At 29.7% G+C, this 21,997-nt stretch carries 21 protein-coding genes and 1 tRNA gene; 19 read left to right on the top strand and 3 right to left on the bottom strand.

Features of this window, described 5'->3' with window-relative positions:
• Positions 1-26: 26 nt before the first annotated feature.
• From acsC to hisJ, 12 genes are all read left to right on the top strand, one after another.
• Positions 27-1,394: an acetyl-CoA decarbonylase/synthase complex subunit gamma gene (gene acsC, locus IC213_RS12835; protein ID WP_227433445.1), complete on the top strand. Its 1,368-nt coding sequence runs from the start codon at positions 27-29 to the stop codon at positions 1,392-1,394.
• A gap of 49 nt (positions 1,395-1,443) precedes the next feature.
• The gene (gene acsE, locus IC213_RS12830) at positions 1,444-2,250 is read left to right on the top strand and encodes a carbon monoxide dehydrogenase/acetyl-CoA synthase methytransferase subunit (protein ID WP_227433444.1); all 807 of its coding nucleotides are present in this window, start codon (positions 1,444-1,446) and stop codon (positions 2,248-2,250) included.
• Between the two features lie 56 nt (positions 2,251-2,306).
• The gene (gene acsB, locus IC213_RS12825; protein WP_227433443.1) at positions 2,307-4,433 is read left to right on the top strand and encodes an acetyl-CoA decarbonylase/synthase complex subunit alpha/beta; all 2,127 of its coding nucleotides are present in this window, start codon (positions 2,307-2,309) and stop codon (positions 4,431-4,433) included.
• A gap of 86 nt (positions 4,434-4,519) precedes the next feature.
• Entirely contained in the window at positions 4,520-4,897 is a 378-nt protein-coding gene (gene gcvH, locus IC213_RS12820) for a glycine cleavage system protein GcvH (RefSeq protein ID WP_003418363.1), read from the top strand.
• 112 nt (positions 4,898-5,009) lie between these two features.
• Positions 5,010-6,938 (top strand): corrinoid activation/regeneration protein AcsV, encoded by a 1,929-nt coding sequence (gene acsV, locus IC213_RS12815; RefSeq protein ID WP_227433442.1) that lies wholly within the window; start codon positions 5,010-5,012, stop codon positions 6,936-6,938.
• A gap of 59 nt (positions 6,939-6,997) precedes the next feature.
• Positions 6,998-7,870, top strand: coding sequence for a radical SAM protein (locus IC213_RS12810; RefSeq protein ID WP_227483004.1), 873 nt, complete (start codon positions 6,998-7,000; stop codon positions 7,868-7,870).
• The gene (locus IC213_RS12805; RefSeq protein WP_227433440.1) at positions 7,867-8,805 is read left to right on the top strand and encodes a radical SAM protein; all 939 of its coding nucleotides are present in this window, start codon (positions 7,867-7,869) and stop codon (positions 8,803-8,805) included. Before IC213_RS12810 ends, IC213_RS12805 begins: the two co-directional genes overlap by 4 nt.
• A 46-nt stretch (positions 8,806-8,851) precedes the next feature.
• Positions 8,852-9,667, top strand: coding sequence for a lipoate--protein ligase family protein (locus IC213_RS12800; RefSeq protein ID WP_227483003.1), 816 nt, complete (start codon positions 8,852-8,854; stop codon positions 9,665-9,667).
• Positions 9,668-9,817: 150 nt separating this feature from the next.
• On the top strand, positions 9,818-10,009 hold the full coding sequence (locus IC213_RS12795; RefSeq protein ID WP_227433438.1) for a CooT family nickel-binding protein: 192 nt from the start codon (positions 9,818-9,820) through the stop codon (positions 10,007-10,009).
• Positions 10,010-10,027: 18 nt separating this feature from the next.
• Positions 10,028-10,444 (top strand): DUF3842 family protein, encoded by a 417-nt coding sequence (locus IC213_RS12790; protein ID WP_227433437.1) that lies wholly within the window; start codon positions 10,028-10,030, stop codon positions 10,442-10,444.
• 15 nt (positions 10,445-10,459) lie between these two features.
• The gene (locus tag IC213_RS12785) at positions 10,460-10,813 is read left to right on the top strand and encodes a zinc transporter (RefSeq protein WP_227433436.1); all 354 of its coding nucleotides are present in this window, start codon (positions 10,460-10,462) and stop codon (positions 10,811-10,813) included.
• 212 nt (positions 10,814-11,025) lie between these two features.
• Complete coding sequence (gene hisJ, locus IC213_RS12780) at positions 11,026-11,805, top strand: histidinol-phosphatase HisJ (RefSeq protein WP_227483001.1); 780 nt, start codon at positions 11,026-11,028, stop codon at positions 11,803-11,805.
• A 233-nt stretch (positions 11,806-12,038) separates the two neighbouring features.
• On the opposite strand, the gene IC213_RS12775 is transcribed toward hisJ, so the two are convergent.
• Positions 12,039-12,917: a DUF4300 family protein gene (locus IC213_RS12775; RefSeq protein WP_227483000.1), complete on the bottom strand. Its 879-nt coding sequence runs from the start codon at positions 12,915-12,917 to the stop codon at positions 12,039-12,041.
• A 551-nt stretch (positions 12,918-13,468) separates the two neighbouring features.
• On the opposite strand from IC213_RS12775, the gene IC213_RS12770 reads away from it, so the two are divergent.
• Positions 13,469-13,981, top strand: coding sequence for a hypothetical protein (locus IC213_RS12770; protein WP_227863142.1), 513 nt, complete (start codon positions 13,469-13,471; stop codon positions 13,979-13,981).
• 358 nt (positions 13,982-14,339) lie between these two features.
• On the opposite strand, the gene IC213_RS12765 is transcribed toward IC213_RS12770, so the two are convergent.
• Complete coding sequence (locus IC213_RS12765; protein ID WP_227863141.1) at positions 14,340-15,437, bottom strand: aminotransferase class V-fold PLP-dependent enzyme; 1,098 nt, start codon at positions 15,435-15,437, stop codon at positions 14,340-14,342.
• A 291-nt stretch (positions 15,438-15,728) separates the two neighbouring features.
• Here IC213_RS12765 and glpK point away from each other — a divergent pair, with 291 nt between their 5' ends.
• On the top strand, positions 15,729-17,255 hold the full coding sequence (glpK, locus tag IC213_RS12760) for a glycerol kinase GlpK (protein ID WP_227863140.1): 1,527 nt from the start codon (positions 15,729-15,731) through the stop codon (positions 17,253-17,255).
• A 39-nt stretch (positions 17,256-17,294) separates the two neighbouring features.
• On the top strand, positions 17,295-18,410 hold the full coding sequence (locus IC213_RS12755; RefSeq protein ID WP_227433430.1) for an ethanolamine utilization protein EutH: 1,116 nt from the start codon (positions 17,295-17,297) through the stop codon (positions 18,408-18,410).
• Positions 18,411-18,610: 200 nt separating this feature from the next.
• On the opposite strand, the gene IC213_RS12750 is transcribed toward IC213_RS12755, so the two are convergent.
• Complete coding sequence (locus tag IC213_RS12750) at positions 18,611-19,375, bottom strand: DeoR/GlpR family DNA-binding transcription regulator (RefSeq protein WP_227433429.1); 765 nt, start codon at positions 19,373-19,375, stop codon at positions 18,611-18,613.
• A 259-nt stretch (positions 19,376-19,634) separates the two neighbouring features.
• Here IC213_RS12750 and IC213_RS12745 point away from each other — a divergent pair.
• The 4 genes from IC213_RS12745 to IC213_RS12730 all read left to right on the top strand — a co-directional run bounded on the left by IC213_RS12745 (position 19,635) and on the right by IC213_RS12730 (position 21,925).
• Positions 19,635-19,725 (top strand) — tRNA-Ser (locus tag IC213_RS12745).
• 95 nt (positions 19,726-19,820) lie between these two features.
• Positions 19,821-20,609, top strand: coding sequence for a flagellar motor protein (locus IC213_RS12740; RefSeq protein ID WP_227433428.1), 789 nt, complete (start codon positions 19,821-19,823; stop codon positions 20,607-20,609).
• 20 nt (positions 20,610-20,629) lie between these two features.
• The gene (locus tag IC213_RS12735) at positions 20,630-21,370 is read left to right on the top strand and encodes a flagellar motor protein MotB (RefSeq protein WP_227433427.1); all 741 of its coding nucleotides are present in this window, start codon (positions 20,630-20,632) and stop codon (positions 21,368-21,370) included.
• Positions 21,371-21,550: 180 nt separating this feature from the next.
• On the top strand, positions 21,551-21,925 hold the full coding sequence (locus tag IC213_RS12730) for a hypothetical protein (RefSeq protein WP_227433426.1): 375 nt from the start codon (positions 21,551-21,553) through the stop codon (positions 21,923-21,925).
• The last annotated feature ends 72 nt before the right edge of the window (positions 21,926-21,997 follow it).

The raw sequence follows: 21,997 nt of genomic DNA, 5'->3' as shown, positions 1-21,997 counted from the left end.
ATTGTTAAGGTTAGGGGGAGAAAATAATGGCATTAAAAGCTTTAGATATATTTAAATTAACACCAAAGAAAAACTGTAAGGATTGTGGATTCCCAACTTGTATGGCTTTCTCTATGAAGGTTGCTTCAGGAGCTGTAGAAGTAGGCAAATGCCCACATATGTCTGATGACGCTATAGCAAAACTATCAGAAGCTACAGCACCTTTAATGAAAGCATTAAAAGTTGGTACTGGAGCATCTGAATATGAACTAGGCGGGGAAACAGTATTATTTAGACATGAAAAAACATTAGTAAGTAGAAATAGATATGCAGTTTCATTCTGTACTTGTATGAGTGATGAAGCAGTAGATGCTAAAATAGCTAACATGAAAAAAGTTGACTATATAAGAATTGGTGAACAAATGAAAGTTGAAATGGTTGTTTTAGAATACTGTGGAGACAAAGATGCATATTTAAAACTAATAGACAAAATAAAAGGTAGCGGATTAGAAGTAGCTTATATTTTAGCTTGTGATGATGCACAAGCAGTTAAAGAAGCTGTTGAAGTATTAAAAGATGCTAGACCAATGGTATATGGAGCAACTAAAGATAACTACAAAGATATGATAGAAGTAGTTAAAGGAGCAAACCTACCATTAGGAGTAAAAGCAGCTAGCTTAGAAGAATTATATGAAACAGTTGAATTAGTTCAATCTGCTGGATATAAAGAATTAGTATTAGATGTAACTGGAGAAAATATAAAAGATACTTACACTAATGCTGTGCAAGTTAGAAGAATAGCTTTAAAAGAACAAGATAGAACATTTGGATATCCTTCAATAGTATTTGCAAATAGATTATCTAACTCAAATCCTATGATGGAAATTGCTTTATCATCAATATTTACTATAAAATATGGTTCTATAATAGTAATAGATGATATTAGTTATGCTAAAGCATTACCATTATTTGCATTAAGACAAAATATATACACTGACCCACAAAGACCAATGAGAGTTGAACCAAAGATTTACCCAATTAATAACCCAGATGAAAATTCTCCAGTATTAGTTACTGTTGACTTTGCATTAACTTATTTCATAGTTGCTGGAGATATAGAAAGATCAAAAGTTCCAGTATGGTTAGTAATACCAGATGCAGGTGGATATTCAGTTCTTACATCTTGGGCTGCTGGTAAATTTGGTGGAAATTCAATCTCTGCTTTCATCAAAGAAAGTAAAGTAGAAGAAGTAACTAATTGTAAAGACATTATCATTCCAGGAAAAGTTGCAGTACTTAAAGGTGATATAGAAGATAACTTACCAGGATGGAATGTAGTTATAGGACCAGAAGAATCTATGGAATTACCTAAGTTCTTAAAAGGATACCAAGAAAAAGCATGCCAAACAAACTAATAAAATATTAACTAACTATTAATATTAAATTTAAAGGGGGACATTATAAATGGAAAAATTTATGATTATAGGTGAAAGAATACACTGTATCTCACCTTCAATAAGAAAGGCATTAGCAGAAAGAGATCCAGCTCCAATATTAAAAAGAGCAAAAGAACAATTAGAAGCAGGAGCACACTATATAGATTTCAATATAGGACCTGCTGAAAGAGATGGCGAAGAGATAATGACATGGGGAGTTAAGCTACTTCAATCTGAATTTAACAATGTTCCTATAGCATTAGATACAGCTAATAAAAAAGCTATCGAAGCTGGACTTAAGGTTTATGATAGAACTAATGCAAAACCAATAATAAACTCTGCTGATGCTGGTTCAAGATTTGATTTAATAGATATAGCAGCTGAATATGAATCAATGGTTATAGGTTTATGTGCAAAAGAAGGTATCCCAAGAGATAATGATGAACGTATGGCTTACTGCCAAGAGATACTAGAAAAAGGCTTAATGCTAGGAATGGAGCCAACTGATATATTATTTGACCCATTATGCTTAGTTATAAAAGGTATGCAAGAAAAACAAGTAGAAGTTTTAGAAGCTATAAAAATGATGACTGAAATGGGACTTTTAACTACAGGAGGATTATCTAATGTATCTAATGGATGTCCTAAACATGTTAGACCTGTTTTAGATAGTGCATTCTTAGCAATGGCAATGGCTAATGGATTTAGTTCAGCTATAATGAATCCATGTGACCCAGAATTAATGAAAACTGTAAAATCTTGTGACATAATCAACGGGGCATCTTTATATGCAGACTCTTTCTTAGAGTTAAATGAAGGTGGATTTGCTTTCTAGGGTTTTTAGGGTATAGTTAATAAAAAATAGGTGTAAATATTAAAGGGGGAAATAGAATGAATCTATATAATATAATCTTTACAGGGTCAGAACAAGCTTTGGGTGCAGCTCAAGCTATGTTAAATGAAGCTATAGAAAAAAACGGAAAAGAACATAAAGTAGCTTTCCCTGATACAGCATATTCATTACCTTGTATATATGCTGCAACAGGACAAAAAATGAACACTTTAGGGGACTTAGAAGGTGCTTTAGAAGTAGTAAAATCTTTAATCAATAGAACTCATTTATTAGAACATGCTTTTAATGCTGGTTTAGCTACTGCTTTAGCTGCAGAAGTAATTGAAGCATTAAAATACTCAACTATGGATGCTCCATATAGTGAGCCATGTGCAGGTCATATAACTGACCCTATAATCAGATCACTTGGTGTACCACTAGTTACAGGAGATATACCTGGTGTTGCAGTTGTTCTTGGAGAATGTCCTGATGCTGAATCAGCAGCAAAAGTTATAAAAGACTACCAATCTAAAGGTTTATTAACTTTCTTAGTTGGTAAGGTTATAGACCAAGCTATAGAAGCTGGAGTAAAAATGGGTCTTGAACTAAGAGTTATACCTCTAGGATATGATGTAACTTCTGTTATCCACGTTGTATCTGTTGCAGTAAGAGCAGCATTAATATTCGGTGGATTAACTCCTGGTGATTTAAACGGATTATTAGAATACACAGCTAATAGAGTTCCTGCATTTGTTAATGCTTTTGGACCATTAAGTGAATTAGTTGTATCTGCAGGTGCTGGAGCAATAGCTTTAGGATTCCCAGTTGTAACTGACCAAACTGTTCTTGAAGTTCCAATGAATTTATTAACTCAAAAAGATTATGATAAGATAGTAGCTACTTCATTAGAAGCTAGAGGAATAAAAATAAAAGTTACTGAAATACCTATACCAGTTTCATTTGCAGCAGCATTTGAAGGTGAAAGAATTAGAAAGAGCGACATGTTTGCTGAATTTGGTGGAAATAAAACTGAAGCTTGGGAGCTTGTTGTTAAGAAAGAAGCTGCTGAAGTTGAAGACCATAAGATAGAAATAATAGGACCAAACATAGATGAAGTTGAAGCAGATGGTGTATTAAGATTACCACTTGCTGTAATAGTTAAAATAGCTGGTAAAAACATGCAAGAAGATTTCGAACCAGTTCTTGAAAGACGTTTCCACTACTTCTTAAACTATATAGAAGGTGTAATGCACGTTGGACAAAGAGATATGGCTTGGGTAAGAATCTCTAAAGATGCATTTGATAAAGGATTTAGACTTGAGCATATAGGAGAAGTTTTATATGCTAAGATGTTAGATGAATTTGAATCAGTTGTTGATAAGTGTGAAATAACTATAATTACAGATGCAGAAAAAGTTTCTGAATTAAAAGGTGAAGCAATAGCTAAATACAATGCTAGAGATGAGAGATTAGCTTCATTGGTTGATGAAAGTGTAGAGACTTTCTATTCTTGTAACTTATGTCAATCATTTGCACCAGCTCACGTTTGTGTTGTTACTCCTGAAAGACTTGGTCTTTGTGGAGCAGTTAGCTGGTTAGATGCTAAAGCTACTAAAGAATTAGACCCTACAGGTCCTTGTCAACCAATAGAAAAAGGTGAATGTTTAGACGATAGAACAGGTGTATGGAACTCTGTAAATGAAACTGTAAACCAAATATCTCAAGGTGCAGTTGAAGCTGTTACATTATACTCTATATTAGAAGACCCTATGACTTCTTGTGGATGCTTCGAGTGTATCTGTGGTATAATGCCAGAAGCAAATGGATTTGTTGTAGTTAACAGAGAATTCCCAAGCGTTACTCCAGTTGGTATGACTTTCGGAGAACTTGCTTCTATGACAGGTGGAGGAGTTCAAACTCCAGGATTCATGGGACACGGAAGACATTTCATATCTTCTAAAAAATTCGCTTATGCAGAAGGTGGACCAGAAAGAATAGTTTGGATGCCAAAAGAATTAAAAGATTATGTAGCTGATAAATTAAATGCTACAGTTAAAGAAATGACTGGAATAGAGAACTTCTGTGATATGATTTGTGATGAAACTATAGCTGACGATTCTGAAGGAGTATTAGCTTTCTTAGAAGAAAAAGGTCATCCAGCATTAGCTATGGAAAGTGTAATGTAATTGATGGAAAATTTAAAATAATGTGATATAATATTAATATGATTTAAATAAATTAATCAATAATATAATATTGGGGGTCTATCGAAATGAAATTATTACCAGAATTAAAATACTCTAAAGATCATGAATGGGTAAAAGTAATTGATGGAGATGTTGTATATATAGGTATAACAGATTATGCTCAAGATCAATTAGGAGAAATATTATTTGTTGAAACACCAGAAGTAGAAGATACTGTAACTAAGGGAGTAGATTTTGGAGTAGTTGAATCTTCTAAAGTAGCTTCTGATTTAATATCTCCTGTTAATGGTGAAGTATTAGAAGTTAATGAAAAATTAGAAGATGAACCAGAATGTATAAATGAAGACCCATACGAAAACTGGATATTAAAAGTAAAACTAGCTGATGTTGCTGAGCTTGATACATTATTAAGTGATAAAGAATACGAGGCTGGATTAGAATAATTAAAGACTAGGGATGTTATTATAATTGGGGAAAGTATAGTAAAATTTGAGTGCACGCAAATTTAGCTATACTTTCCTTTTATAATATATAGAACAAATTGGGAGGGATATCATGATAAAGGTAAATTTTATGCCAAACAATAAAGAAGTTTATTGTAATGAGGGGGATATATTACTAGAAGTTGCAAGAAATGCTGATATATTTATAGATGCTCCTTGTAATGGAAATATGTCTTGTGGTAAATGTAAGGTAAAGTTGTTAAAAGGTAAGGTTGATACAGAAAAAACGAGACATATAACAGATGACGAATGGGAGCAAGGTTATATATTAGCTTGTTGTACAAAAGTAATCTCAGATATAGAAATTGAAGTTCCTTCTAAAGTATCATCTTCTATGCATGGTATGAAGATTGAAGGTAGCAATAAACAAAAAGATAGAGAAATTTTTGAGAGAGCTAAAAAAATAATAGAAAAGCATAACTTACAATTTAAGACAAATATAAAAAAGAAATACATAGAAATGGAAGAGCCAAACTTAGATGACAATATAAGTGATGTAGATAGATTAGAAAGACATGTTAGAAATCATCTGGGATACAATGAAATAGATTTTAGATTAGATATACTTAGAAAGATGCCAACGATATTTAGAAAGAGCGATTTCAAAGTTACAATAACATATGTTCAAAAACAAAAGAAACTTACAATCATAAATATAGAAGAAGGAAATAAGGAAAATTCTCTTTATGGAGTTGCAATAGATATTGGTACAACTTCGGTAGTTGTATGTTTAGTAGACTTATATTCAAAAGAAGTAGTAGATAAAGCATCATCTGGAAATGCTCAGATAAAATATGGAGCAGATGTTATAAATAGGATTATATATTCGACTAAGAAAAACGGATTAGAAACTTTACACAAAGCTATAGTCGATGAAACTATAAATCCTCTATTAAAAACATTATATGAAAGAAATGGCATAAATAAGGAGGATGTAGTCACTTTAGTAGCTGCTGGAAATACAACTATGACAAGTTTATTCTTAGGGGTGTATACAGACTTTTTAAGACAAGAACCTTATATACCACCATTTTTAAAATCTCCAAAACTTATGGGTGAAAATGTAGGTCTTTTTGTAAATGATAGTGCATATGTGTACTTAGCTCCATCTGTAGCAAGTTATGTAGGAGGAGATATAACAGCAGGGGTATTATCAGCTGGTATATGGTCAAGTGAAGAAAATGTTTTATTTATAGACTTAGGTACCAATGGAGAGATAGTATTTGGAAATCAAGACTATATGATGAGCTGTGCATGTTCAGCAGGTCCTGCATTTGAAGGTGGAGGCATAAGCTGTGGAATGAGAGCATCAGCAGGAGCAATAGAGAAGGTGGCTATTGATAAAGGAACTTTAGAGCCTACATTAAAAATAATAGATGAATGTGCACCAGTTGGTATATGTGGTTCTGGTATAATTGATTTAATTTGCCAAATGATTACTAAGGGTGTAATAGATAGAAGAGGTAAGATATATAGAGATTTAAATAATAAGAGAGTCAGATTTAATGAACATGAAATAGGAGAGTATGTATTAGCATTTAAAGAAGAATTTGATTTGGAAAATGATATAGTAGTAAATGAAGTGGACATAGATAATTTTATTAGAGCTAAAGGAGCTATATATTCAGGAGCATATACTCTTGTAGATAGCTTGGGTATGGATTTTAGTATATTAGATAGAGTTTATATAGCAGGTGGTATAGGAAATAACCTAGATATAGAAAATTCAATAATTATAGGATTACTTCCTGATATCGATAGAGAGAAATTTACTTATATAGGAAATAGTTCACTTGTAGGTTCTTACTTGGCCCTTATAAGTAAAGATGCCAAAAATAAACTTGAAGAAATAGGTAAACAAATAACTTATGTTGAACTTAGTGTTTATCCAAGTTACATGGACGAATTTATTTCTGCATGCTTCTTACCACATACAAATATAGAGCAGTTCCCAACTGCAAAGCAACTACTAGAAGAGTAAAATATCAAAATATAGATGCATAGGTAGAGCATTAAAACATAAATGTAGAGGATTAAATTATGTATAAGGATTTGTCTGAGAAAATGAGAACTGCGTTTGACATTAAATTAAGAAATTTCGGAAATGAGATAGAGTTTGCTTATCCGAATCAGACTCTAGCTCTTAGTACTACAAGTAATAAGTGTAGTCTTAAATGTGCTCATTGTAATGGTCATTATTTAGAAAATATGATACCAATTGAGGACTATAAAGAAAAAGTTAAATCAAGAAATATAACTAGTTTTTTATTAAGTGGTGGTTGTAGTTATGAAGGTGATGTCCCAATAAATACCCATATACAGACCATTAAAAAGTTAAAGGAACAAGGATACAGATTAAATGCTCATTTAGGGCTTATGGATAAAGAGAGTATTATAGAATTATGTAAGTATTTAGATATAGTTTCTTTCGACTTGGTATTCGATAAAGAAACTATAAAAGAAGTTTATAAAATGGATAAAAGCAAAGAAGATTATATTAAAGCTTACAATACAATAAGAGAAAATACAGAAGTAGCACCACATATATGTATTGGTTTAAAAGGAGGAAAAGTAAAAGGTGAGTATGAGATTATAGAATACTTACAAAAAAATCCTCCTAATAAACTGACATTTATAGTTCTTATTCCTACAAAAGGTACTGAATATGAAGATGTAGAATCTCCTAATTTGAAAGAAGTAACAGATGTTTTATGTGAAGCTAGAATTAGTTTACCAAATACCGAGATTAACCTAGGTTGTATGAGACCTAGAGGTGTGTATAGAAAAGAACTAGACCAATTAGCTATAATGTGTGGAGTTAATAGAATAGTTCTTCCATCAAAATCTGCTAAGAATAAGGCTATAGATATGAATATGACAATAACTGAATGTAAGGAGTGTTGCGTTTTATGATTAGATTATCATCAGGGACAGCAATAGAACTTGGAATATTAAATAAAAAAAGCGATATACCTCCTACTACAGCATATATAATGATTGGGGAAAAATGCATAAACAAATGTAGTTTTTGTTCTCAATCAATAGAAAGCAGTACTAGAAAAGATAAATTATCAAGAGTAGTTTGGCCAGAGTATTCTAAAGAGGAAATATTGAATGCTTTGAGAGCATATAACGGGAAAAATATAAAGAGAATATGTATACAATCAATGGCAAGTGAAGAGGCACATAAATCTGTTTTAGATTTTATAAATTACATAAATGGTAAAATAGATATGCCTATTTCATTGTCTGCAAAATTAGAAAGTGATGAAGAAATAAACAAGTTTTTTTCTGCTGGAGTAGATAAAATAGGAATAGCGATAGATGCAGCAAGTAAAGACTTATATGAAAAAATAAAAGGATATAATTATGATGAAAAATTGAATTTTATAACAAAAATGTCAAAGTTATATCCTAATAAAATCAGCACACATATAATTGTTGGTATGGGAGAAAGTCATGAAGACATATACAACCTATATACTTATTTAAAGAAGAACAATATAACTATTAGTTTATTTGCGTTTACTCCAGTTAGAGGAACTAAAATGGAAAAAATAAGTCAACCAAATATAGAAAGTTACAGAAGAGTACAGCTAATGTCCTATATGATAAATAAAGGTTATTCACAAGAATACTTTGAATTCAAAAATGGATACTTGGAAAATATAAAACTAGATGATGAGACTGTATCAGATATAAACAGGGGTTACCCTTTTGAGATAAGAGGCTGTAAGGATTGTAATAGACCATATTATAATGAAAGACCAGGAAGTACTATATATAATTATTCAAGACCTTTAAATCAAGATGAGATAGATTTGGCTATAAGAGAACTAAATCTGTAAATGATTTCTTGAATATATTTATACTAAAGATTGGGGCGTAATAATCATGAATCAGTGGAGAGTTATACATAATAAATCATATGATGGTGCAATGAATATGGCAATTGATGAAGCTATATTTACTGCATATAAAAAAGGATGTGTGAAGCCAACACTTAGATTTTACACTTGGAAGCCAGCTTGCTTGAGTGTAGGATATTTTCAAAAACTTGAAGATGAGGTAGATTTAGATAAGTGTAAGTGCATGAATATAGACTATGTCAGAAGAATCACAGGAGGAAGAGCTGTATTACATGATAATGAGCTAACTTATAGTATAATTATAGGAGAAGATAACCCTTTAATTGATAAAAGTATAAATCTATCTTATAGATATATAAGTGAAGGTTTAGTTAGAGGATTGAATTTAAGTGGTATAGAAACAGATAACTTAAATAGTGGAGAGAGAATAGGTAGAGAAAATTTATCAGCTGCATGCTTTAATGCACATGCATCATATGAAGTTACTATTAATAATAAAAAGGTAATTGGAAGTGCTCAAAGTAGAAAAGACGGTGTTTTGTTACAGCATGGTTCAATAATAATGGATTTTGATGTAGAAAAATTGTTTAAATTAATAAAGGCTAAAACACCAGAATTAAAAGAAAGAGCAATGAAATTCACAGCTAAAAAGGCCAGTGGAATAGAGAATGAAATTGGTAAAAAAATAGACATAAATATTCTACAAGCTAATCTAATAAAAGGACTGGCTAGTCAATTTAATGTTGAGTTTGTAGAAGAAGACTTGACTGATTATGAAAAGCAATTAGCTGAAGAATTATATAAAAAATACAAGGATGAAGAGTATAATAAAAAGCGTTAACTTTAATTGACTTTAAGTAAATTAAAGTGATATACTTAAGGTATAATAATATACGAAAATTGAAATCATGAAGGTTTCTTTGGTGTATTGAAATACCTGAGGAAGTCTTTTTTTGATTTTTAATAAAAATCATATTAGGAGGAGATTTATATGTGTGAATCATCAGCTTTCATTTGTAAGAATAACAATGAATTAGAAAAGGTTATGGAGAATGTGGTTAATATAGACCCTTGTGATGGAAAGATTTATTTAACTGATTTATTAGGAGAACAAAAAATAATAGATGGAATAATTAAAGAAATAAGATTGATGGACCATAAGATAATAATACAAGAAAATTAATTAATAGGGGAATTTCATATGATAATAGCAGTGATAGATGGAATGGGTGGAGGTATAGGAGCCCAGATAGTTTCTTCTCTGAGAGAAGAATTACCTACATATGTAGAAATTTATGCACTAGGAACTAATTCTATAGCAACTAGTTCTATGATGAAGGCTCATGCTAATAAAGGAGCTACAGGGGAAAATGCTATAGTAGTATCAGCTAGAAAAGCCAATATAATAGTTGCACCTATTTCTGTAATAATACCTAATTCTATGATGGGGGAAGTCACTTGTAATATAAGTGAAGCTATTGCAGATAGTGAGGCACTTAAGATACTTTTACCTATTATGCCAGAAAATATAGAGTTAGTTGGATTAGAAGGTAAACCATTAGCACTACTTGTAAAAGATTCTGTTAATGTTATAAAAAAAGAATTTAATATAAAATAACAGGGGGAATAACTAATGATGTTTGATAGAGAGATTATAAGATACCACCATGGGCACCATGACCATGACGACCATTGCCATGAACATACTCATGGAGATATGTGCCATGAACATCCACACGACCATGCTCATGACCATGACCACGAACATAATCATGAAGAATCATCAGAGTCTAAAGATGAGAAAACTTTAAAAATACTTTTAGTACATTGGATAAATCATAATGAGACTCATGAAGAAGGATTTAGAGAATGGGTAGAAAAGGCTAGAGCTATTGGAAAAGAAGAAACTGCAAAGAGTATTGAAAAAGCTATAGAATGTATGGAAGAAGCAAATAAAATGTTATTAGAGGCTAAAAAACATATGTAAATATGATTGTTAAAATCGCTTATATATTTTGATATAGGCGATTTTTTATGCCTTATTTATATTTAATTATTGAAATTTCTAATGAGTATGTACTATACTTTAATGAGGAAATTTATTATAAAACTGAGTTATTTAATATATCTTCGGCTTCAAATATTACTGGAGATAGTTAAGGAGTAGTAGTTCAATTTAATAAAAGGAGAGAATTAGTTATGAAAGATGGTCATATACATTCACCTTATTGTCCTCATGGAAGTAAGGATGATTTTGAAAAATATATACAAAGGGCAATTGATGTTGGTCTAACAGAAATGACATTTACAGAGCATTTTCCATATCCAAATGGATTTCAAGACCCTGCACCTGAAAATGATAGTTGCATGAATCCTGAAAATTTATCAAATTACCTTAATGATGTTAAAAATTTCAAGCATAAATATGAGAGCGAAATTAAGATAAATGTAGGAGCGGAAGTAGATTTTCTTGAAGGTTATGAAGAAGGCATAAAAAACAATTTAGATAAATATGGTGATGAATTAGAGGATTCTCTATTATCAGTACATATAATTAAAATTGATGGTGCCTATTGTTGTGTGGACTATAGTGTAGAAGAGTTTCAAAATCTGATTGATAAGCTTGGAAGTATTGAAGCTATTTATAATAAGTATTATGAAACATTAATAAAAGCTGTAAATGCTGATTTAGGTACATATAAACCAAAGAGAATAGGTCATTTAAATTTAGTTAGAAAGTTTAATCAAGTATTTCCATATAATTATGAAAGAAATAAAGTTCTTGAAGAATTAATAAAGTTAGTTAAAGAAAAAGGATATGAACTTGATTACAATGTTTCTGGAAACAGAAAAGAATATTGTAAAGAGCCTTATGTAGATGGATACTTATTAGAATTAGCAAAAAAATATGATATTCCATTAGTTCTTGGCTCAGATTCTCACTGTGCAGAGGAAATAAATAATTATGATATAGGATAAAGATGTATATATTATAATCCTAAAGTTATGATAATTTATATTTTTAAAGTATTTATTTAAAAGATTGTAAGTAGATTTATGTAAAATAAATCTACTTACAGTCTTTTTGTTAAATTAGAAAAATATTTATAGATTTGTTCAGTATGAAAGTTTTATAATTAATATTTTTTCATGGATATAGCCTATTTTTACTTATCTTAACAATCATAAAGTGCTTTTAGTATTTAGAGATATTACTGCATAAGTTTATCATTTTCCATTATTATTGGGTCTAGTAATTCTACATTTCCTTCTGACATCTTTAATCTATTGAACATATAATTTTTCACATCTTTTTTACTTTTGAACTTAGTAACTTGGTAAGGTGATGTAGAACCATATTTTTCTATAAATAAGATATCTTTATCAGTTTTGATACATATACCTGTATGACCTATAAATACATTTTTAGTTTCTGGATAACGAAGAAAGCCACTTATAATAGACATATTTTTATTATCTTTAAAAGATATTTTTCTTTTTTTCCACTCTTTTTTTATTTGTTCTGCATTTTTATTTATATCATCTGTGTCTTGAGTTGGTATTGCAGAGAAAAAGTTAATAAATTTTTCTACATCCTTTGAGTTAAATTTTGCATCTCTATTATTCATTATAGTATCTAAATCAATACTTAAATCGATAGAATCTCCAGTAAACTTCTCTTTTGAGTTGATGAAATCTTTAAAAAGTCTAAATGCTGTTATTCTACAATTTACATCCATATAGTTAGGAAACTTTTCCATCCAGTTACTTTGTAATTTATCTAAATTGTATGGAACCTGTTTTGTGTTAATTGAACTATATCCAGACTTAGATATATTTACATTGTTTTGAAGTATTTTAATTTGAAGTTTGTTGTAGCTCCTAACTGATTTAATAAAAATATCAATATCTTTCTTATTTATTTTATTTTTTTCTAATACATTTTTCACTTGATTTTCTATCTTTCTATCTATTATGTTAGAGTATACTAATCTGCTATTATCTTTAATAGTTGAATATGCAAAGATTGTAAGTATGCTTGATAACACTAAAATAGCAGACAATATTGCTATTAGTAAATTTTTTCTCACCTGTTTTTCTCCTTTATAAATTTATTTTGTCGACATATTTATAGTATATAGTACATTTAATTTTAGCTTCAATATGTTTTTAATTACAAAACTGTTGCAAAAAATATAACTTTATTTAAAACTTTTTTTTAATATATAAAAATATATACTAAATAGGGGTATATATTCTTTGAATTTTTAACTAATTTATTTGGAGATTGATTATAGGATTTTATAAGTAAAAAATGAGTAAGCTATCAATGAAATATATAGTGAGACTAGTTTTTTGGATGTAGTATTTTGGTAAATAAGTAGGTTTGAGATATATGATAAATTTTACTTTATTAAAAATAAAATTTATTAAGTTCAATAAATATACTATTAGACTCATTAAAAGTTTAAAAATTTTATTTTTTTAATTCAACTATTCCCCAAAAAATTAGGTTTTAAGGAATAGTTAAATTAAAAAGTTTGGTTACATAATAGTAATTTTAGTTACAAGAATGAAACTGTAAAAATTAGATTTTTATTTATATAATTTCACTAAGAACATTTAATTTAGGAGGTAAAATATGAAGTTAAAAAAATTAAAAACTGGTATGGTCATGGCATTAACAATAATAACTATTGGGACGTCACTGATAAATGTATCAGCTATGGAATTAAACAGGAGTGAAGAATTTGAGACTAAGTACAGTGAAATGAAAAAAGAATTTCAAGAAGAGTATGGAAATGAAGATAAATTCAAAGTCGTGCTAGATGATGAATTTACAAAAGAAGAAGTAAATGGAGCTAAAGGGATTATAAAGACAACTAATAAAATGAATAATGAGGTTGTAGTTTTAAATTATTTTGATGAAATGAAATCAGGAATTGAATTTGAATTAAAACCAAAAGCTGAAAAAAATGTAATTTTAAGAGCTGAGTTTCAGCAAGGATATGGAAATGAAGATAAATTTAAAGTTGTACTAGACGATGAATTCACAAAAGAAGAGGTAAATGGAGCTAAAGGGATTATAAAGACAACAGATAAAGAAACAGGTGAAGTTATTGTATATAATTACTTTGATGAGCTTGAAAAGTAATATTTAAAGCCTTTAATTAAAAAAAGAATCAGATTTAAAAGTATATAGTATCATGTATAGATTTTAAATTTATAACAATCTATACAGTTAAATAGCCGAATTGTATCAAAAATATAAAAGAATTAAATATAAAAAGAATTGTATAAAAATAAATTTTTCATATAGGGGTGAACTTTACATATTAGAGTTCACCCTTATAAAAAAATATAAAACAACATCTGGCTATATTTAATGTTCAAGTATATTTTTGAATATGTTCATATAGAGTGATTATTTATAGATAGCTGTTATTTACAGACCATAATCTAGTTTAACTTGAGATATTTATATAGTTTTTTTATTTATGGTCTTGAGATATTTATATGGCTTTTTTAACTTCTAGCTTTGATTTTAAAATATCAAGGAATTTATAACAATCGTTTGGATAAATTTCTCCCATATTTGCAACTTGGAACATATTATCATCTAGAAATTTGCCTTTTCCTGGATATACCACATAACCATTTTCTTCTTCTAGTTCTAATATAAATCTATTTATATCAATTTCTTTAGGAAGAAATACAGACGTAACAGTATTAGACATATATTTATCTGGAAGTAAAAATGTTAGACCTAGTTCCTCCATACCATTTCTTAAAATAGCAGAACATTCTTTATATCTTTCTATCTTACTGTCATCTTCTAAAAATTCAGTTAAAGCTTCATTAAGAGCAAATATTAAAGTGACATTAGGTGTGTTTGGTGTTTGAGAAGATGATTTTGCAAGCTTATAATGTTTGTAAAGGCTAAGATACACATTTTTACATTGACCTTCTTTAATATTTTGTAAAACGCTTTCTTTAGCACAAAGATATGCAGAGCCTGGAAATGCCCCAAGGGCTTTGCCACCAACACCTGTTATTATATCTATATTAAACTCATCAACATCAATGTATTCACCAGCAGATGCACTTATTGCATCAACAAAAAATATTTTGTTATATTTTTTTGCAAGTTTTCCTAATTCAGGTACAGGATTTATCATTCCTGAACTAGTCTCATGAAATACCATAGCAATTACTTTTATGTCAGGATTTTCAAGTAAGTATTTTTCTAAAATATCTAAGTCTGGATATTCAGCCCATTTAAAGTCTGGTTTGTAGGTCTTAACACTATAAGCAGATAATATTTCTTCTAGCCTTTCTCCAAAGACACCATTACTAACTAATAAAGCAGCATCTTCTTTATCAAATATAGAAGATAATACACATTCATTTACAGATGTTCCAGAACCAGATACAACTAGAGAATAATAATCAGAAGTTGCATTATATAATTTACTGATTTTTTGTTGTGTATCTTTAAATAAATTCATGAATTCATTTCCTCTATGACATATATCATAGTGAAGAAGTGAATTTCTAACCCTATCTGTAACCATTACTGGTCCAGGACTAAATAGATATGTTTTTTTCATTGCAAATCCTCCTTAAAGTTTAATTTAAATTTTATTATGACTGTTTATGTGTATATATTAAAAGTTTATGTGTTAATTTAACTAGATTATAGAATAAAACTAATAATATTGCAATAATATTTTAATTAAAATACTTTAACAATCAAAAAAAGTAAAAATATACAAAAAATATTGTAATAAATATTGTATAAATCCCCAAGATGATATAGAATATAAATAAGTTGAATAGATTTTATATTCAAAAAATAATAAAAAATATATTAATTCTGAAAATAAAGGGGGACGCTTAAAGTGAAATATGTATTAGCAATTGATCAAGGAACAACAGGAACAAGAGCAGTATTAATAAATGAAAAATCAGAGTTTGTTTTTAGTGATTATATGGAGCATACTCAAATCTATCCACAATCTGGATACGTCGAACATGACCCTATAGAAATTTGGAATAACACAAAAACTGTAAGTAATAATGTACTACAACAAGCTTTTAAAAGTGGAATAGATGAAAGTGATATAAAGGGAATAGGTATAGATAATCAAGGTGAAACAGTAATGCTATGGGATAAAAATACAGGTATGCCATTATACAATGCAATTGTATGGCAGTGCAGAAGAACCTATGATTATGTTGAAAATTTAAAGAATATACCAGGATTAGAAAATAAGATAATAGATAAAACAGGACTAATCATAGACCCTTATTTTTCAGGGACAAAAATTAAATGGATAATAGATAATGTAAAAGGTGTAAAAGAAAAAATCAAAAATGGAGAAGTACTTGCTGGAACATTAGATAGCTGGTTAATTTGGAAAATGACAGGAGGAAAGTCTTTTTTAACTGATGTTTCTACAGCAGCAAGAACCATGCTTTTTAATATAAGAGATATGAATTGGGATAGAGAATTACTTGATATTATAGGAGTTCCTAGAAGTATTTTAGCGGATATAATGCCTACAAGTGGTGATTTTGGGACTACAGACAAAGGGGCATTTTGTGGTGTATCAATAAAAATTACTGCTTCGATGGTTGACCAGCCAGCAGCTCTATTTGGAAATGGATGCTTTGAGCCAGGTATGGTTAAAAATACTTATGGAACAGGATGTTTCTTATATATGAATATAGGTGAAGAGCTGAAAATAGCGGGTAATGGTATATTAACAACTGTTGCTTGGAAAATAGGAGACAAAATTACATATGCTTATGATGGCGGAGTATATATAGCAGGTGCTGCAATACAGTGGCTTAGAGATGGAATTGGAGTTATAAAAAATTACTCAGAAACTGATGATATGGCTAACTCAATACCAAGTACTGGTGGTGTATATTTTGTTCCAGCGTTTGCAGGGATTGCAGCACCTTATTGGGACCAATATGCAAGAGGTACAATGGTTGGTATAACAGGCAGTACTAAGAAAGAGCATATAGTGAGAGCTACTCTTGAATCTGTTGCACTTCAGGTCAAAGATGTTGTTGACTCTATGAATTTAGCTTCAGGAAAGGATATAAAAATGCTAAGAGTGGATGGTGGAATTACAAAAAATAATTTTACAATGCAGTTTCAATCCGATATATTAGATATACCAATTGAAATTGCAGAAAATCCTGAGACAACAGTGCTTGGAGTAGGATATATGGCAGGTCTTTCCTGTGGTGTTTGGAATAGTATTGATGAAATTAGAAATGAGTTTACAATAAGTAAAGAATACACTCCAAATATGACAAAACAAAAAAGAGAAGAAATTTTGCTTGGATGGAATCAAGCAGTAAAAAGAGCTATGAACTGGGAAAACGATACCAAAAGGATGTGTGCTAATTAAAGTACAACATAGTATTTACATGTATAGGAGGAATTAAATATGCCCTTTGATAAAGTTATATTATATATAATGGCTGTAGGGGTGCTTTTAGGAGCATTAGATAGGATAATTGGAAATAAATTTGGTCTTGGTGAGCAATTCGAAGAAGGTTTTAATTCAATGGGTCCACTAGCTTTAGGGATGGTTGGTATAGTTTGTTTAGCTCCAGTTATCTCAAATGTATTAGGACCAGTAATAATACCAATATTCAATTTATGTGGAGCAGACCCATCTATGTTTGCAACCATATTAGCAAATGATATGGGAGGATATCCATTAGCGATGGAACTTGCACACAATAAAGAAGCAGGGATGCTTGCAGGATTAGTTGTATCATCAATGCTTGGGTGTACACTTGTATTTTCAATCCCAGTAGGATTAGGTCTTATAGAGTATGAAGACAGACCATTTTTTGCAAAAGGGTTATTAATAGGATTAATAACAATACCTTTTGGAGGGATTGTAGGAGGAATGATAGCAGGATTTAATTTATCAATGGTGATTATAAATATGGTGCCAGTAATAATATTAGCAGTAATATTAGCAATAGGTCTGAAAGTAAATTCAACACTTATGATAAATGGGTCTTTAGTTTTTGGAAAAATTATATCTATATTGATAACAATAGGATTAGGTGCAGCAGCATTTCAAGAAATAACAGGGGTAGTACTTATAAAAGGAATGACACCTATAAGAGAGGGTATTCAAGTAATTGGAAGTATTGCAATAGTATTATTGGGTACTTTTCCTATACTACATTTATTAGTTAAAGTTTTAAATAAACCACTTACAGCAATAGGTGGAAAATTAGGTATGGATGCAACAAGTGCAGCTGGATTAGTTTTCACTTTAGCTAATAGTATTCCAGTGTATAAAATGATGAAAGACATGAGCCCAAAGGGAAAAGTAGTAAATACAGCATGGTTAGTTTGTGCAACAGCAGCACTAGGTGATCACCTAGGATTTACAGCAGGAGTAGTGCCAGAGATGATTACACCTGTTGTAATTGGAAAGTTAGTTGGTGGAGTATTGGCGATTGCACTTGCTATGGTAATGACAAAAGATTTAACAGCAGAAGAAGAGCAAAGTAGTAAAATGAAAAAAGAGGTTGTATAAAAGAATTAATGTTAAAGTAAGCGTTAAGCTAAATTAAAAAATAGAGTTAAGTTAAAAAAATAAGGTAAATAAAAAAAGACATAGTGACATAGTAAAAACACTGTATAGTTTAGGTATAAATGGAGCTAAATAAATAATTATTTGGCTCCTTAACTTTAATCAATGATATTTTATAAGGAACTAAAAAGCAATCATATAAGCTAATTATCAGCTATGACTAAAGGTATTCCTTTTTGAGAAAATTCTATAATTATGTCGTGGTCTATACTAGCAGATGTAATAATAGTATCTATATGCTCTATAGGAGCAACAGAAGCAAATGAATTTATTCCAAACTTAGGTGGCTCAACAACTACTATTGACTTTCTAGACCTTTCAATCATTTTTTTTCGAACAAGTGATTCTTCTAAGTGATAGTCAGAAATACCATTTTCAAGTGTAATACCTCCAGCACCTAAAATTGCCTTATCAACATTAAATTGTTCAATGGCTGCTAATGTAAGTGGTCCAGAAAAAGAACCTTCAGTTTCTCTAAGATATCCACCAAGTACATATACTTTTATATTAGTATTCATAAGTTCATTTGCAACCAAAATTGAGTTAGTTATTACAGTTAAGTTTTTTTTGTCTTTTAAACTTTTTGCAACTTCAAGAACAGTAGTTCCAGTATCCATAAAAATAGTGTCATTTGTATTTATAAATTCACTACATTTAAGAGCAATTTGTTTTTTATCATTTGAATTTATTTTTTTTCTTTTAATATAGTTAAGTTCTACGCTACTTGCTATAACTGGTATAGCACCACCATAAACTCTTTTTAAAAGTCCAATACTTTCCATATGTGCTAGGTCTCTTCGTGCTGTTTCTATTGATATATCAAACATTTGGACTATGTCATTTATTTTAATTATATTATCTGATTCGAGAATACTTAAAATCTTCTCATATCTTTCCTGTGGTAACATGGAAAATCCTCCTTGGATTAATATTATTTTAGTTTTAAGCATAACTTATGATGAATTAAGGATTTATGTCTATATGTTAATGTGTGTATATTTAGTAAATAATATTATAAGCGTTATGCAAGATAATTTTACCATATTTCAAACTTACATTTAAGTAAAAAAGTGAAAATAGATATTTAATGACTTAAAATACCTTAAATTTCATAAATTAATTGACTAAAATATAATTTTATTATATAATTTAATTGCATAGAAATAAGGAGAAGTACTCAAGTGGCTCAAGAGGATCCCCTGCTAAGGGATTAGGCTGGGTAACCGGTGCGAGGGTTCGAATCCCTCCTTCTCCGCCAATTATCAAAGGCTATCCTTGTTGAAGGTAGTCTTTTTTGTAATGTCTATTAATAAAAACAACCTAGCAGACATAATTAAAGAAAGGAGGTAATATATGACAACTTTAATTTTCTTTATAGTGGGAATAGCATCTTTAGTGGTTGCTTTCGTTATTGATGGGGGACACATTGGAGCCTTATTTGTATTTTCATCAGCACTTGTTGTTTTTGGTGGAACTATAGGGGCTGTTGGTGCTTCAACACCATTTCCTGTATTCAAAAAGTCCATAAAGATAATGTTGTTAGCTTTTAAAAATAAAAAGCCTAACAATATAGAAAACATAGTTTATTTCAAAGAAATTGCAATCAAGGCCAGAAAAGAAGGTCTTCTTAGTATTGATAAAGAAATAAGCGAAAATGATGAATTGGACCCATTTATTAGAAAAGGTCTTGAACTTATGGTAGACGGCGTTGATGCAGCTACAATAAGAAATATATTAGAATCTCAAATACAAATAACATCAAAAAGACATAAAGAAGGAATAGCAATATTCGATTCAGCAGGAGGGTATGCACCTACACTGGGAATCATAGGTACAGTTATGGGATTAGTACATATTTTAGGAAATCTTTCGAGTAATCCAGATGCACTTGGACCTCAGATATCTGTAGCGTTTTTGGCTACTTTATACGGTGTTGGTTCCGCCAATTTAATTTGGTTACCAATAGCATCAAAGCTTAAAGCTATAAATCAGCAAGAAACTAATGAAAGACTTTTAGTGATAGAAGCGATACTATCTATACTTGAGGGAGATAATTCTAATTTAATGACAGAAAAATTAAAGATATTTTTGAATTCAAAAGAATTAATTGAACTTGGAGAAGCTGATGGTAGAATTGAATAATATAAAAGGATGGAATATTTATGTTACATGATGAAGACGAAAAAGAAGAAAATAATGAGCGATGGCTTTTAACTTATTCAGACCTCATAACATTACTTATGATTTTCTTTGTCATAATGTATTCTATGAGTAATGTTGATGCAGAGAAATATAAACAATTATCTCAATCCCTAAGTTCTGCATTTGGTGGTTCATCTGGAGTTATTGAAGGTGGACAAAATAAAATAGAACCAGTAGTTGACCAAAACAATAATAATCTAGATAGTTTACAAAATCCTGAGTTTAAAGAAGTTGGTGAAAATATTCAAAAGTATTTAAATGAAAGTGGATTGGCAAATTCGGTATCATTAAAAGCTCAAGATAGAGGACTAGTAATAAGTCTTAAAGATACTATATTATTTGATACTGGAAAAGCTGTTATAATAAATGATTCTAGAGATAAGATTATTCAAATAGGTAAGATGTTAAATGAAATGAATAGTTATATAAGAGTAGAAGGTCATACAGATAACCTATCTATAAAAAATTCTGAATTTAAATCTAATTGGGATTTATCAGTCATGAGAGCAACCAATGTTGTCCAACTTCTTATTGATAGTGCAGGTATTGCACCAAATAAGTTGTCTGCTGTAGGATATGGTGAATTTAGACCAATAGCTGACAATTCATCTCCAGATGGCAAATCAAAAAACAGAAGAGTTGATATAGTCTTGGTTGATAGTAAGTTCGATGATGTAGAAAATGTTGGAGAAAATAAATAGTTAAATAAGCTATCTCAATACAGAGTTATTTCTAATAAGGGATAGCTTTTTTATGCGAAAATTAAAAATAGATGATTAGTAAGTTACCTTTTTGTGATAAATATATGGTATCTTAAACATATAATATTTAAATTATGAAAGGACTCAATTTTAAAATTGATATCAAAGGTGAGTAAATAAATGGGTAATAAGAATAAAAACACAAAATATAAAGATAAAACAAGGGCAAGGTATAATAAAAAGGTTGAAACTTTAAATAAAGAGAAGTTAAAAGAATCTAATAAACAACATAAAAAAGAAGATAAGATTACTACTATTATTAATAAATCTAGTATTGTATTATGTGTTCTTTTAGTAATATTTTCTTTACTTTATCTGTTTAAGTTAGTTCAGCTTAATATAATAATGACACTTTTAGTAATTACAGTGGCTATTCAACAAGGTTTGGTATCATTTGGTGCATTTAGAGAGAAGAATTATGCTAAAGGTATATTTTCAATATTTGTAATCATTTGTTTTCTAGTTGCTTTTAAATATACTGTTAGTCCTATTTAAATATATCAGTAAATATTTTATAATTAATATAAGTAATTAAGTTACGGTTTTAATGCTATAATAAATTTTATA

It is taken from the genome of Clostridioides sp. ES-S-0049-02, from assembly GCF_020658465.1.
Taxonomy (GTDB): domain Bacteria; phylum Bacillota; class Clostridia; order Peptostreptococcales; family Peptostreptococcaceae; genus Clostridioides.
This window is presented reverse-complemented; position numbering and strand designations above follow the sequence as displayed.